Genomic DNA, 13,192 nt, shown 5'->3' with positions numbered 1-13,192 from the left:
GGTGATGGGCCCGGCGCTGCGCCGGGCCGAGCGCCGCCAGCCGCCCGCCCCCGGCGGCGCGCTGAACGGGCGCCGGATCGGCCTGGCCATCACCGCCGCGCTCGGCGCGGGGCTGCTGCAGTACGCGGGCGGGCGGCTGGACCTGCTCGCCCTGCTGGCCGCGCTGGCCGGCGCCGCGCTGCTGGGCCCCGCGGTGGTGCGGCTGCTGCCGCCGGGCACGCTGCGGGCCGCGCGCGGGCTGCCGACGCTGATCCTGCTGCGCGGGGTGGCGGCGGGGGCGTTCTTCGCGGCCGAGGCGTTCATCCCGCTGATGATGGTCACCCAGCGGCACCTCTCGCCGACCCTGGCCGGGCTCACCCTCACCAGCGGCGGCCTCTCCTGGGCGCTGGGCTCCTGGCTGCAGGGCCGCCCCGGGGCCGACCGGCACCGCGAGCAACTGATCCGGCTGGGCCTGCTGCTCACCGCGGTGGCCATCGCGGGCGCCGCCCTGGTGCTGCTGCCCGGCGCGCCGGCCTGGCTGGCCGCCGTGGCCTGGGCCTTCGGCGGGATCGGGATGGGCCTGGCGATCGCCAGCATCAGCGTGCTGATGATGAAGCTCTCGCCGCCCGCGGCGGCCGGGGCCAACTCGGCCTCGCTGCAGATGTCCGACGCGCTGGGCAACGTCCTGCTGGTGGGCCTGGCCGGGGTGCTCTTCTCGGCGCTGGGCGGCGGCGCGGTCTCCGCCGCCACGGCGGCCGACGCGGGCAGCGGCGCGGGCGGTGCGTTCACGGCGATCTTCCTGGTGATGACCGCGGTCGCCGTGCTGGGCGCGGTGCTCGCCGGGCGGGTCCGCCCGCGGCCCGAGCCGGGTCCGGTCGCCGGCGGCTGAGCCGGCCGCGACCCGCCGCTGCGGCTCTCAGCGGGTCCTGCGGCGGCGCAGGTGGTGGACGGTGGCCGCGGCGGCGGTGCCGAGCAGGGTGATGCCGGCCAGCGTCTCGGGGGTGTTGGGGCCGGTGCTGCCGCCGAGGCCGGCGTGGCTGGGGCCCTGCGGGCCGACGGCGGTCGGCAGCTGGACGGCGGGGGCCGAGGAGGCGGCGGGCTGCGCCGAGGGCTTCGCCCCGCCGTGGCCGTCACCCTTGGCGTCGGGCTTCGGGTCACCCTTCGCGTCGGGCTTCGCATCGCCCTTGGCGTCACCCGTGGCGTCGGGCTTGGCCGCGCCCTTGGCGTCGGGCTTCGCGTCGCCGTAGACGGTCAGGGTGGTGGTGACCTGGCTCTTCGTCACGGTGGTGCACTGGATCGAGACCTCGTACGTCCCGGGCCGGGCGCGCTCGGGGACGGTGGCGACCGCGCCGACCAGCCCGCGCAGCGAGCCCAGCCTGACCGCCGGGATGTCCTCGCCGTCGTGCTCGCGCGAGCGGAAGGTGGCGGTGCCGCCGGCGCTGTCGCAGTTGCCGCCGTCCAGCACCGTGAACTGGCCCCCCGGGGTGACCGGGTCCGGCTCGATGACGACCGGGTTGGCGAGGGCGGGTCCGGCGAGGGCCAGGGCCAGGGCCGCGGTCAGGGCTCCCGCGCCGGCGAGGTGACGAGCACGCATGGTGGTTCTCCCGGGACGCGGTCACGGGGTCGTCCCCGTGGAGGAGTAGGCGGAACCGTGTCCTGCGATCCAGGGGACCGGCTCGGACGGCGGCCCGCATCCCCAGCCCGACCGCCCCGGGGCCGCAAAACGGCGGGCCACCTGGGGTGATGGCCGCTCACCCGTGGGCGCCGAAAGGGTTACTGCCGGTGTCCGCGCCCACTCAGCGGGTGGTGCCCAGCAGGCCCGACCAGCCGCCGGCCGGGGACTCGCCCGGGCCCAGGCCCTGCAGCTTGCGCAGCACCGCGGGGTCCTGCACCTCCAGCCACTGCACCAGCTGGCGGAAGGAGACCAGCCTGACCTCGGGCTTGTCGGCGATGGTCTTGAAGACCTCCTCGACGGCGTTCATGTAGATGCCGCCGTTCCACTGCTCGAAGTGGTTGCCGATGTACATCGGCGCGCGGTTGGTGGTGTAGGCGCGGTCGAAGCCGGCGAGGTAGGAGTCCCGGGCCTGCTTCTGCCAGGCCGGCTCCATGGCCGAGTTGCCCTTGGTGTTGTCGCCGGACTGGTTGAACATGATGTTGTAGTCCATCGAGAGCACCTGGAAGGAGTGCCCGGGGAACGGGATGGACTGCAGCGGCATGTCCCACAGCGCGCCGCCCTGGATCTTCTGCGGCCAGACCTGCAGTCCGCCGGGCCCGCTGCTGTCGTACTTCCAGCCGAGCTTGGCCGCGGTCGGCAGCAGGCCGCGCTGGCCCTCCAGGCAGGGGGTGCGGGCGCCGATCAGCTCCTTGCGGTAGTCGAAGGGCAGCGGGGGCAGGTCCGTGAAGCCGGTGTTGGTCTTCCAGTTCATCACGAACGACATGGCCTGCTCGATCTCGCTCTCCCACTCCTGCGGCGACCACTTGCCGCCGCCGGTGGCCCCGCAGAAGTGGCCGTTGAAGTGGGTGCCGATCTCGTGGCCGTCCAGCCAGGCGGCGCCGATCTGGGTCAGCGTGTCGTGGATGTGCTGGTCGCTCAGGTAGCCGATGTCGGAGGCGCCGACGTGGTGCTGCGGCGGGTGGTAGAGCTCCTTCTTCGACTCCGGCAGCGTGTAGATGCCGCTCAGGAAGAAGGTCATCGAGGCGTCGTGCTCGTTGGCCAGGCGGCGGAACCGGGAGAACAGCTGGTTGTCCAGCTCGCCCGCGCCGTCCCAGGAGAAGACCACGAACTGCGGCGGCCGCTGGCCCGGCTCCAGCGGGGTGGGCTCCGGCTGGTGGGGCTGCGGGCCGGTGTCGGAGGTCGAACCGTCGCCGATCAGGGTGGCCGGCGGCCGGGCGGGGGTGGGGGAGGAGGTGGCGCTGGGGGAGGCGGACGCGCTCGGCACCGGCGCGGCCGCCGCCGCGGTGGCGGCCTTGGGTGCCGTCCCGGGGCGGGCGCAGCCGGCGGCGAGCGTCGCGGCGGTGGCGGCGCCGGCCGCCAGCAGGGAACGGCGGGAGAGAGCGTCCATGGTCACTCCAGTTCGGGCGGTCGGGCGGGGACGGCGGGCCGAGGGCGCGGTGTGCGGCGGTCCGGGCGCGGAACTGGCCTGGTGCGCGCGCATTATGGTGACTAGTCCGCTGATTGTCCGTTATGCGCGATTTGTCCAACAGCATGGCACGCGGGAGCCCGGGTTCCGATGAGGGCGTGAGGTGATCGCCCGTGCGGAGCAGGGGGGCGGCGTGTCGACTCGCGCATATGACTGAAGGATCATCACATGGGAGGAGGAGACTGGCGTCAGACGCGCCGGGAGGAGTCCGGGCCATGTGGCAGTCGGTGCACGACGCCTATCACGTACGCATCGTGGAAACCGGCCGGCAACCGCTCTTCCTGCTGCTCGTCGGGCTGATCGCCGCCTTCCTCTTCATCCGCGTCAGCGTCCGGCTGATCCGGCGCGGCACCTCCTGGTGGCCCGGCAACGTCACCCCCGGCGGCCTGCACATCCACCACGTCGTCTTCGGGCAGACCCTGATGCTGGTGGCCGGCGTCGGCTCGTTCAGCCTGCGCGGGGGCGGCGGTGCGCTGCGCGACTGGCTGGCGCTGGGCTTCGGGGTGGGCTGCGGGCTGGTGCTGGACGAGTTCGCCCTGGTGCTGCACCTGGAGGACGTCTACTGGAGCGAGCAGGGCCGCAAGTCGGTGGACGCGGTCATCCTCGCGGTGGCGCTGATCGCCCTGCTGCTGGTCGGGGTGCTGCCGTTCGGCGGCATCGAGGGCCGCCCCTCGGCCGGGCAGCTGATCAGCATCGGGGTGCTGGTCGTGCTGGTGAGCGTCACGCTGCTCAAGGGCAAGCTGTGGACCGGGCTGATCGGGGTGATGATCCCGCTGCTGGCGGTGGTCGGCGCGGTCCGGCTGGCCCGTCCGCAGAGCCCGTGGGCCCGCTGGCGCTACCGCAGCCGTCCCAAGCGGCTGGCCCGCGCCGAGCGCCGCGACGCCCGGGTGCACCAGCGGCTGGTGAAGGCCAAGACCTCGGCCTACCACCGGCTGGCCGGCACCCCGCTGGTGACCGCGCCGGCGCCGGCCGCCGTCGAGGCCGGTGAGGTCCCCGCCGCGCCCGCCGTGCCCGCCGGGATCGGCGCGCGACCCGGGCCCGCCGCGCCCGCCGGACCCGACCTGCCCGCCGCGCGCCCCGAGCCGCCGCTGTCGCCCGGGCGCCTGCGCTGCGCCGTCCTCGCCGAGTGGTACCTGCGGGTGGCCGCCGTCCTCAACCTGCTGGCCGGGCTGATCGCCCCCTTCCGCGAGCGGGTCGAGCGGGCCAACAGCGGGGAGTTCTTCACCCCGGTGCTGGTCACCGCCGGCTTCACGGCCGCGCTCCTGGCCGGCCTGCTGGCGGTGATGGTGCGCCGGCGCAAGCGGGCGGCCTGGATCGTGACGACCACCGTGGTCGCGCTCTACACGGTGCTCGCGGTGCTCGCGCTGGCCGTGCTGCCCGAGGACCGCGGGCACCCGTTCAACTGGATCTCGGCCACGCTCACCGTGCTGCTGCTCGGCGCGCTGCTGGCGAGCCGGCGCGCTTTTCGGGCCCGCGGCGCGCGCGGCAACACCGTGCTCGGCCTGTCGGTGCTGCTGCTGGGCGGCGCGGTGGTCACCACGCTGGGCGCCGTCCTGGTGCACGCCGGCGACCGCAACCCGCAGGCCGACTGGGGCGCCTGCTTCCGCTACGCGGCGCTGCGGCTGTTCACCGTCTCCGGCTTCACCGACGTGGCCCCGCAGGTGGAGGTCACCCGCTGGGCGGACCTGACGGTGAACGTGCTGGGCGCCGCGCTCTTCCTGCTGGTGCTGCGGGTCTTCTTCCGCTCCCCGCGCGGCCGCGTCCACCTGCGGCCGCCCGACGAGCAGCGGCTGCGCGCCCTGCTGGAGCGGCACGGCGGGCGCGACTCGCTGGGCTACTTCGCGCTGCGCCGCGACAAGTCGGTGGCCTGGTCGCCCTCGGGCAAGGCCGCGGTGCTCTACCGGGTGGTCGCCGGGGTGGCGCTGGCCTCCGGCGACCCGATCGGCGACCCGGAGGCCTGGCCGCAGGCGATCGAGGCCTGGCGGGCGGCGGCCCGCGCCAACGCCTGGGTGCTCGCGGTCACCGGGGCCGGCGAGCAGGCCGGCACCGCCTACCGGCGCGCCGGCCTGCGGGCGCTGGAGTTCGGCGACGAGGCGATCGTCGAGGTGGACGGCTTCTCGCTGGAGGGCCGGTCGATGCGCACGCTGCGCCAGAGCCACAACCGGGTCCGCAAGGCCGGCTACCGGGCGGTGCTGCGCCGCCACCGCGACATCCCGGAGGCGGAGCTCACCGAACTGGTGCACCTGGCCGACGCCTGGCGGCACGGCCGCACCGAGCGGGGCTTCTCGATGGCGCTGGGCCGGCTCGGCGACCCGGCCGACGGCGACTGCGTGATGGCCGAGTGCCGCGACGAGAACGACCGCACCTGCGCCCTGCTCAGCTTCGTGCCGTGGGGCGCGCACGGCCTGTCGCTGGACCTGATGCGCCGCGACCGGGAGTCGGACAACGGGCTGGTGGAGTTCCTGGTCACCGAGCTGCTGCTGCAGGGCACGCACGGTGAGCTGAGGCTCACCCGGGTCTCGCTGAACTTCGCGATGTTCCGCTACATCTTCGAGCAGGGCGGGCGGATCGGCGCCGGTCCGGTGCTGCGGCTGTGCCGCACGGCGCTGCGCTTCCTGTCCCGCTGGTGGCAGCTGGAGTCGCTCTACCGGGCCAACGCCAAGTACCAGCCGGCCTGGGAGCCGCGGTTCGTGCTCTACGAGAAGTCCTCCGAGCTGCCGGCCATCGCGCTGGCCAACGGCCTGGCCGAGGGGTTCCTGGTCCGCCCGCGGCTGCCCAGCGTCCGCTCGCTGCGCCGTGGCGAGCGCCCCGCGCAGGGGCCCGGCGAAGCTCACCCGCCCGGCGGCGCAACCGATGCGGCTCCTGGTGCGTCCAGCTTTGCTGAGCACACGTGACGAGCGATGCCTGAACGACGGGAGCCCAGGTGGGCGGGCACAGGAGTCCCTGGCCGGGGGCGGTGGCCCTGGGGGCGACGATGGTGGTGGGCGCCTGGTTGGTGCAGGACGGCAGTACGCCGCACCTGCCCCCCGCGCCCTCCGCCGCGCAGGCGCAGGGCGCCGGCGTCGGCCACCCGGGAGTGAGCGGGACACCGATGTCGGCCTCGGGCCCGGTGCGGATCACGATCCCGGCGATCGGCGTGGACGCGCCGGTGACCGGCGTGGGCCTGGACGGCGAGGGGCACCTGGCCACGCCGCCCGACCACGAGCGCAACCTGGCCGGCTGGTACCGCGACGGGGTGACCCCCGGCCAGCGCGGCACCGCCCTGCTGGCCGGACACGTGGACACCGACCGGGGCCCGGCGGTCTTCTACGGCCTGGGCGCGCTGCACCGCGGCGACCGGATCGACGTGCTGCGCCAGGACCGCAGCACCGCCTGGTTCCTGGTCGACGCCGTCGAGGTCTACGACCGCGCCGCCTTCCCCGACCGGCGCGTCTACGGCGCCACCCCCGACCCCCAGCTGCGGCTGATCACCTGCGGCGGCGGCTACGCCAAGGGCCGCGGCTACCTGGGCAACGTGGTGGTCTACGCGCACCTCACCGGCCACCGGAACTCCATATGACCGCCGCCCCGGGCCGCTCGCTGGCCCTGCACGGTCCCCTGCAGTGGCACCTGACCCACGGCGTGATCCCGACGGCGGTGCTGGTCGCCGGCTGGGCGGCGCTGCTGGGCCTGGCGGTCTGCCGCAGCGCGCACTGGTGGACCCGGCGGCTGCCCTGCGCCGTGGTGCTGGCCCTGGCCGCCACCGTGCTGCTGCACTACGCGGTGGACTCCTGGTGGCAGCCGTTCCCCGAGGGTCTGCCGCGCCGGGTGCTGTTCTGGATCGGGATCGGCCTGCTCGGGGTGCTGCTGGCGCTCTTCCGGCTCCCCCCGCTGCGCCGGCGCGGCCGCTGCGCGGCGATCGTCGCGGCCCTGCTGGTGCTGCTGATGTCCGGCTCGCAGATCAACCGGCAGTTCGACCAGTACCCGACCCTGCGGGTGCTGCTGGCGCCCTGGCTGAACCACACCCCGGCGTTCGTGGGCAGCCGCGCCGACCGCACCACCGCCGCGCCCTCGGGCCGGGCGCTGAGCGAGGTCTGGCAGCCGCCGGCCGGCCTGCCCGCCAAGGGCACCGTCTCGACCACCGCGCTGCCGGGCCAGCGCTCCGGCTTCCAGCCGCGCGACGCCTACCTCTACCTGCCGCCCGCCTACCAGGCCCCGGTTCGCCCGCTGCTGCCGGTCCTGGTCCTGATGGCCGGGCAGCCCGGCGGGCCGGGCGACTGGGTCAACTCCGGGGGCATGGCCGACACCATGGACGCCTTCGCGGCCGGCCACCAGGGCCTGGCTCCGATCGTGCTGGTGGTCGACCCGATCGGCTCCGACTGGAGCAACACGCTCTGCATGGACTCGAAGATCGCCAAGGTGCAGACCTACCTCGCCCAGGACGTGCCCGACTGGGTGCACACCCACCTGCAGACCGCCGAGGGGCGCACCGCCTGGGCGATCGGCGGCCTCTCCTTCGGCGGCACCTGCGCGCTGCAGCTGGCGGTCAACGCCCCGCAGCTGTACGGGTCCTTCCTGGACATCTCCGGCCAGGACGAGCCCACCCTGGGCAGCCACGGCCGGACCGTCGACGAGGCGTTCGGCGGGGACGAGGCGGCCTTCGACGCGGTCGACCCGCTGCACGTGATGGCCCGCCGCAGCTTCCCGGACACCGTCGGCGCCTTCGTGGTCGGCGCGAGCGACGGCGAGTTCGGCCCGCAGCAGCGCCACGCCTTCCAGGCGGCCAGGCAGGCCGGCATGACGGTCACCTACACCGAGCTGCCCGGCGCCCACGACTGGAACGTCTTCCGCGGCGGCCTGGCCGGACAGCTGCCCTGGATGGCGCAGCGGATGGGGCTGGTCCGGTGACGGCGCCCCTGCCGACCGGCGAGTCGCAGCAGGTCCCGAGCAGCCCCGGAGCGGTCGGCCGGTGGCGCCGCCCGGTGGCCGTGGCGACGGCGCTCGGCGGGGCCGCGGCCCGTGCCCCGCTGACGCTCACCTTCGTCGTGCTGCTCTGGGTCGTCGGCGCGGCCACCGCGAGCCTGGGCGCGGGGCCCTCGCAGCAGCTGCTGCGACAGGTCGGGGTGGGCGTTCCGACGCTCTCCGCCGGGCACTGGTGGTCCCCCTTCAGCTCGCTGCTCTGGTGCTCGGGGATCGGCGTGTACCTGGCCACGTCCCTGCTCTGGCTGGTCATCGGCCCGCCGGCCGAGCGCCGGTTCGGCCCGCTGCGCACCGCCGTGCTGCTGGTCGGCGGGCAGGTGTTCGGCACCCTGGCGGGCGTGGGCCTGGTGCGGCTGGGCATCGCGGTGGGCGAGGACTGGACCGAGGGCCTGGACAGCCAGATCGGGGCCGGGCCGCTGGTGGGGATGTGCAGCGTGGCGGCGGCGCTGAGCTTTCGGCTGGTGGCGCTCTGGCGCCGGCGGCTGCAGCTGCTGGTGGTCCTGGTGCCGCTGGTGATGATGCTCTACGTCGGCCACCTGCAGTCCGTGCAGCGGGTCGCGGGGGTGGCCTTCGGGCTGCTGGCGGGCCTGCTGATGACCCCCGAACGGCTGCGCCGCCCGCGCCGCTCCTCGCACACCGAGAGCCGGGTGCTGGTCGCCCTGTGCGTGGTCGCCTCGGCGCTGGGCCCGCTGGTCGCCTCGCTCTACGAGACCGCCCGGGGCCCGTTCAACACCTTCAGCGAGCTCTACTTCTCGCGTCCGCCGACGGCCGAGGACATCGAGTACTCCTGCTCGGTGTCCGCCGACGACTGCGCCCACCTGAAGGCCGCGCTGCACTTCTTCGACTCCCCGGGGCGGCTGATGGCCGCGCTGGTCCCGGTGCTGCTGCTGGTGCTGGCCGAGGGCCTGCGCCGCGGGCTGCGGCTGGCCTGGTGGCTGACCGTCATCGTGCAGGCGATCTGGATAGCCCTGCTGGGCTGGCTGCTGGACCTGCTGCTCGACCAGGCGGCCGACCTGGGCGGCACCACCGTGGTCTGGCAGCTGGTGGGGGAGGCGCTGCTGCTGCCGTTCCTGGTGCTGGCCCTGCTGCTGACCACCCGCCGGCGCTTCGACCTGCGGCTGCCGGCCCGCGACCTGGCCCGGCTGACGGCGGTGATCGGCGCCACCTTCGTGGCCACCTGCACGGCGTACGTCGGGATCGGCTGGCTGGTCCGCGACCAGTACGCCTCGCAGGCCACCCTCGCGGCGCTGGCCAGGGGGCTGCCGGCGGAGTTCCTGCCGCCGGCCTACGCCGACCTCGTGCTGAGCTCCCCGGTGCCGGTCGGCGGGACCTCGCAGGCGGTGGAGACCTACTGCGGGCTGCTCTTCTGGGCGGTGGCGCTGGTCGCCCTGCTGCTGGCCTTCCGCCGCCCGTGGGTGCACGTCGACGCGGCGGACGCGGCCCGCGCCCGCGACCTGTTGACCCGGCACGGCGGTTCCACGCTCTCCTTCATCTCCACCTGGGACGGCAACCACTACTGGTTCGACGAGGCGGGCGAGGCGGCCGTCCCCTACCGGGTGATCGCCACCGTCGCGCTGACCACCGGCGACCCGTTCGGCGAGCCGGCGGCGCGTCGCCGGGCGGTGGCCGGGTTCGCCCGGTACTGCGACGCGCGCGGCTGGACGCCCTGCTTCTACAGCGTCACGCCGCAGACCCTGGCGCAGGGCGAGGAACTCGGCTGGCGCTCGCTGCAGGTGGCCGAGGACACCGTGGTGCCGCTGCCCGACCTGGCCTTCACCGGCAAGAAGTGGCAGGACATCAGGACCTCGCTGAACAAGGCCGGCAAGCAGGGCATCACCGCCGAGTGGTGGACCTGGCAGAGCGCGCCGCCGCAGATCCGCGACCAGATCCGGTCGATCTCCGAGGAGTGGGTGTCCGACAAGGGCCTGCCGGAGATGGGCTTCACGCTGGGCGGCCTGGACGAGCTCGCCGACCCGGCGGTGCGGGTGCTGGTCGCCATCGACGGCGACCGCACCGTGCACGGGCTGACCAGCTGGATGCCGGTCTACCGCGAGGGCCGTCCGGTCGGCTGGACGCTGGACTTCATGCGCCGCCGCTCGGAGGGCTTCCGCGGGGTGACGGAGTTCCTGATCGCCTCCGCCGCGCTCGGCTTCAAGGAGGAGGGCGCCGACTTCCTGAGCCTGTCCGGCGCCCCGCTGGCCCGCGCCGACCGGGGCGAGCCGCCCACCGCCCTGCAGCGGATGCTGGACTGGATGGGCCGCAGCCTGGAGCCGGTGTACGGGTTCCGCTCGCTGCTGGCGTTCAAGGCGAAGTTCCAGCCCGAGTACCGGCCGATGTACATGCTCTACCCCGACCCGGCGGCGCTGCCCAGCATCACCCGGGCGATCGGCAAGGCCTACCTGCCGCACCTGACGCCCAGCCAGGGGGTGCGGCTGATGCGGCGGCTGTCGGGCTGAGCGGCGCACCGCTCAGCCCAGCAGCTCGGCCAGCGCCCGGTCCGGGTCCAGGTGGCGCCCCTCCTGGCCGGCGGGCACCAGGCGGTGGCTGTGCCACAGGAAGCGGTGCAGGTCGGCCGCCTCGAAGCGGAGCAGCGCGACGCCCTCGGGCGCGCGCAGCTCCACCAGGGTGTAGGCGCCGCGCGAGGGCCGGATCCGGACGTCGCCCAGGCCCGTCGGCAGCTCCAGGCCCTGCGCCAGCAGCCGGCGGGCGAAGACCCAGACCACCTCGGCTCCCTCGCAGGGCTCCAGCGGCTCGTCGAGCGAGTAGGCGGCCGGGAAGAGCATCCGCACGGCCAGCGGGTCCACCGCCCGGTAGCGCAGGGTCACGAACAGTTCGCTGGAGCAGTGCGCGGAGAGGATCAGACGGGCCCGGACGGTCTGCTCGACGGCGGTGTGCGGCACGGTGGTGGCTCCTGGGGGTCGGCGCTGCTGACAGGGGAGGAGAGTGCGCACCGGGCCGGCGATTACCCGCTTCGGGGGCGGCGGACGGGTGATCCAGGTCACGTCTCCTTGCGGTGTGACGGTGGCCGGTAGCCCCTGTGTCGAGGCGTGTCGAGGGGTGGGGCCCGGTAGGCTAGGCGGGTTGTCCGATCGCCTCCCTTCCGTGGGCTGGGCCGATACCACCGCCCTGACCTGCGACGATCCCCCTCGGAGACCGTGAGTACGCCAGCCGCTTCCGCCATGTCGCCGTTGTTCTCCGATGCCACCGAGGTGCACGCGCCGGTCCGTCAGGCCGCCGGTGCGCCCGGGTCGCACCACCTGTCGCCGGCCTTCCCCGGCCGGGCCCCCTGGGGCACCGCCGGGAAGCTGCGTGCCTGGCAGCAGGGTGCGCTGGACACGTACATCGAGAAGCAGCCGCGGGACTTCCTGGCGGTCGCGACCCCGGGCGCAGGCAAGACCACCTTCGCGCTCACCCTGGCCTCCTACCTGCTGCACAACCACCTGGTGCAGCAGATCACCGTCGTCGCCCCCACCGAGCACCTGAAGAAGCAGTGGGCCGAGGCGGCGGCGCGGATAGGGATCCGGCTGGACCCGGCGTACTCCTCGGGTCCGCTGTCGAAGGAGTACCACGGCATCGTGGTCACCTACGCGGGCGTGGGCGTCAACCCGATGCTGCACCGCAACCGCACCGAGGCCCGCAAGACCCTGGTGATCATGGACGAGATCCACCACGCCGGGGACTCGAAGTCCTGGGGCGAGGCCTGCTTCGAGGCCTTCGAACCGGCCGCCCGCCGGCTCGCGCTGACCGGCACGCCGTTCCGCTCGGACACCAACCCGATCCCCTTCGTCCAGTACGCGCAGGACACCGACGGGCTGCGCAAGTCGGTGGCCGACTACACCTACGGCTACGGGCACGCGCTCGCGGACCACGTGGTGCGCCCGGTGATCTTCCTCTCCTACAGCGGCAACATGCGCTGGCGCACCAAGTCGGGCGACGAGCTGGAGGCCCGGCTCGGCGAGCCGATGACCAAGGACCTGATCGCCCAGGCCTGGCGCACCGCGCTGGCCCCGCAGGGCGAGTGGATCCCCAACGTGCTGCGGGCCGCCGACAAGCGGCTCACCGAGGTGCGCAAGGCGATCCCGGACGCCGGCGGCCTGGTGATCGCCACCGACCAGAACGCGGCGCGCGCCTACGCCAAGATGATCCGCGAGATCACCGGCAAGGGCGCGGTCCTGGTGCTCTCCGACGAGGCCGAGGCGTCCCAGCGGATCTCCGACTTCTCGGACGGCGACGACCGCTGGATGGTCGCGGTCCGGATGGTCTCCGAGGGCGTCGACGTGCCGCGCCTGGCCGTCGGGGTCTACGCCACCTCGATCTCCACCCCGCTCTTCTTCGCCCAGGCGGTGGGCCGCTTCGTGCGGGCCCGCAAGCGCGGCGAGACCGCCTCGGTCTTCCTGCCCTCGGTGCCGATGCTGCTCGGCTTCGCCAACGAGATGGAGCTGCAGCGCGACCACGTGCTGGACCGGCCCAAGAAGGAGGGCGACGGCCTCTTCGACGAGGAGGACCGGCTGCTCGCCGAGGCCGAGCGGGCCAACGACGGCCCGGACGGCGCCGGCGGCGAGGAGCTCTCCTACGAGGCGCTCGGCTCGGACGCGGTCTTCGACCGGGTGCTCTACAACGCCATGGAATTCGGCATGCAGGCGCACCCGGGCAGCGAGGAGGAGGAGGAGTACCTCGGCATCCCGGGCCTGCTGGAGCCGGACCAGGTGCACATGCTGCTGCAGAAGCGCCAGCACCGGCAGATCCAGCGCTCGCGCTCCAAACCGGCCGAGGAGGCCGACCTGCTGGAGCTGCCGGCCGAGCAACGCCCGGTGGTGACCCACCAGGAGCTGCGCGAGCTGCGCAAGGAGCTGAACGGGCTGGTCGCCGCCTGGCACCACCGCACCAACCAGCCGCACGGCACCATCCACAACGAGCTGCGCCGCCAGTGCGGTGGGCCGCTCACCGCGCAGGCGACGGTCAACCAGCTGAAGGCCCGGATCGCCAAGGTGAAGGAGTGGGCCCACTAGGGCCTCTCCGGGGCCGATCCCGGGCCGATCCCGGGCCGACCCCGGGCCGATCCCGGGCCGATCCCGCGCCGCTGATCCGGGCTCCTGACCGGGGTTGGACCCGGG

Annotated in this window: 9 protein-coding genes; 6 read left to right on the top strand and 3 right to left on the bottom strand. The window is 74.3% G+C overall.

Going from position 1 to position 13,192, the window contains the following annotated elements:
- Nucleotides 1-868, top strand: an 868-nt coding sequence (locus tag ABD323_RS18640; protein ID WP_344442821.1) for an MFS transporter, incomplete at its 5' end; no start/stop codon positions are given.
- 27 nt (nucleotides 869-895) lie between these two features.
- On the opposite strand, the gene ABD323_RS18635 is transcribed toward ABD323_RS18640, so the two are convergent.
- Together ABD323_RS18635 and ABD323_RS18630 are read right to left on the bottom strand one after the other, a co-directional pair.
- Nucleotides 896-1,573, bottom strand: coding sequence for a hypothetical protein (locus ABD323_RS18635; protein ID WP_344442820.1), 678 nt, complete (start codon nucleotides 1,571-1,573; stop codon nucleotides 896-898).
- Between the two features lie 202 nt (nucleotides 1,574-1,775).
- Nucleotides 1,776-3,041 (bottom strand): polysaccharide deacetylase family protein, encoded by a 1,266-nt coding sequence (locus ABD323_RS18630; RefSeq protein ID WP_344442819.1) that lies wholly within the window; start codon nucleotides 3,039-3,041, stop codon nucleotides 1,776-1,778.
- Between the two features lie 293 nt (nucleotides 3,042-3,334).
- Here ABD323_RS18630 and ABD323_RS18625 point away from each other — a divergent pair, with 293 nt between their 5' ends.
- From ABD323_RS18625 to ABD323_RS18610, 4 genes are read left to right on the top strand one after another with little or no spacing between them, the layout of a single operon-like run.
- Nucleotides 3,335-6,013, top strand: a complete 2,679-nt coding sequence (locus ABD323_RS18625; RefSeq protein ID WP_344442818.1) for a phosphatidylglycerol lysyltransferase domain-containing protein — start codon at nucleotides 3,335-3,337, stop codon at nucleotides 6,011-6,013.
- Nucleotides 6,014-6,042: 29 nt separating this feature from the next.
- The gene (locus ABD323_RS18620) at nucleotides 6,043-6,678 is read left to right on the top strand and encodes a class F sortase (protein ID WP_344442817.1); all 636 of its coding nucleotides are present in this window, start codon (nucleotides 6,043-6,045) and stop codon (nucleotides 6,676-6,678) included.
- Nucleotides 6,675-8,006: an alpha/beta hydrolase gene (locus ABD323_RS18615; RefSeq protein ID WP_344442816.1), complete on the top strand. Its 1,332-nt coding sequence runs from the start codon at nucleotides 6,675-6,677 to the stop codon at nucleotides 8,004-8,006. Before ABD323_RS18620 ends, ABD323_RS18615 begins: the two co-directional genes overlap by 4 nt.
- Nucleotides 8,003-10,534 (top strand): phosphatidylglycerol lysyltransferase domain-containing protein, encoded by a 2,532-nt coding sequence (locus ABD323_RS18610; protein ID WP_344442815.1) that lies wholly within the window; start codon nucleotides 8,003-8,005, stop codon nucleotides 10,532-10,534. Before ABD323_RS18615 ends, ABD323_RS18610 begins: the two co-directional genes overlap by 4 nt.
- A gap of 12 nt (nucleotides 10,535-10,546) precedes the next feature.
- Here the strand turns inward: ABD323_RS18610 and ABD323_RS18605 are convergent, their stop codons facing one another.
- Nucleotides 10,547-10,978, bottom strand: a complete 432-nt coding sequence (locus ABD323_RS18605) for an SsgA family sporulation/cell division regulator (protein ID WP_344442814.1) — start codon at nucleotides 10,976-10,978, stop codon at nucleotides 10,547-10,549.
- Between the two features lie 279 nt (nucleotides 10,979-11,257).
- On the opposite strand from ABD323_RS18605, the gene ABD323_RS18600 reads away from it, so the two are divergent.
- Entirely contained in the window at nucleotides 11,258-13,087 is a 1,830-nt protein-coding gene (locus tag ABD323_RS18600; protein WP_344442813.1) for a DEAD/DEAH box helicase, read from the top strand.
- Nucleotides 13,088-13,192 lie beyond the last annotated feature (105 nt).

It is taken from the genome of Kitasatospora nipponensis (genome assembly GCF_039528135.1).
GTDB classification, from domain to species: domain Bacteria; phylum Actinomycetota; class Actinomycetes; order Streptomycetales; family Streptomycetaceae; genus Kitasatospora; species Kitasatospora nipponensis.
This window is presented reverse-complemented; position numbering and strand designations above follow the sequence as displayed.

Bases quoted from the DNA above. Each gene is read 5' to 3' on its own strand.
- ABD323_RS18600 (WP_344442813.1), top strand. From the start codon at position 11,258: ATGTCGCCGTTGTTCTCCGATGCCACCGAGGTGCACGCGCCGGTCCGT.
- ABD323_RS18635 (WP_344442820.1), bottom strand. From the start codon at position 1,573: ATGCGTGCTCGTCACCTCGCCGGCGCGGGAGCCCTGACCGCGGCCCTG.
- ABD323_RS18615 (WP_344442816.1), top strand. From the start codon at position 6,675: ATGACCGCCGCCCCGGGCCGCTCGCTGGCCCTGCACGGTCCCCTGCAG.
- ABD323_RS18625 (WP_344442818.1), top strand. From the start codon at position 3,335: ATGTGGCAGTCGGTGCACGACGCCTATCACGTACGCATCGTGGAAACC.
- ABD323_RS18630 (WP_344442819.1), bottom strand. From the start codon at position 3,041: ATGGACGCTCTCTCCCGCCGTTCCCTGCTGGCGGCCGGCGCCGCCACC.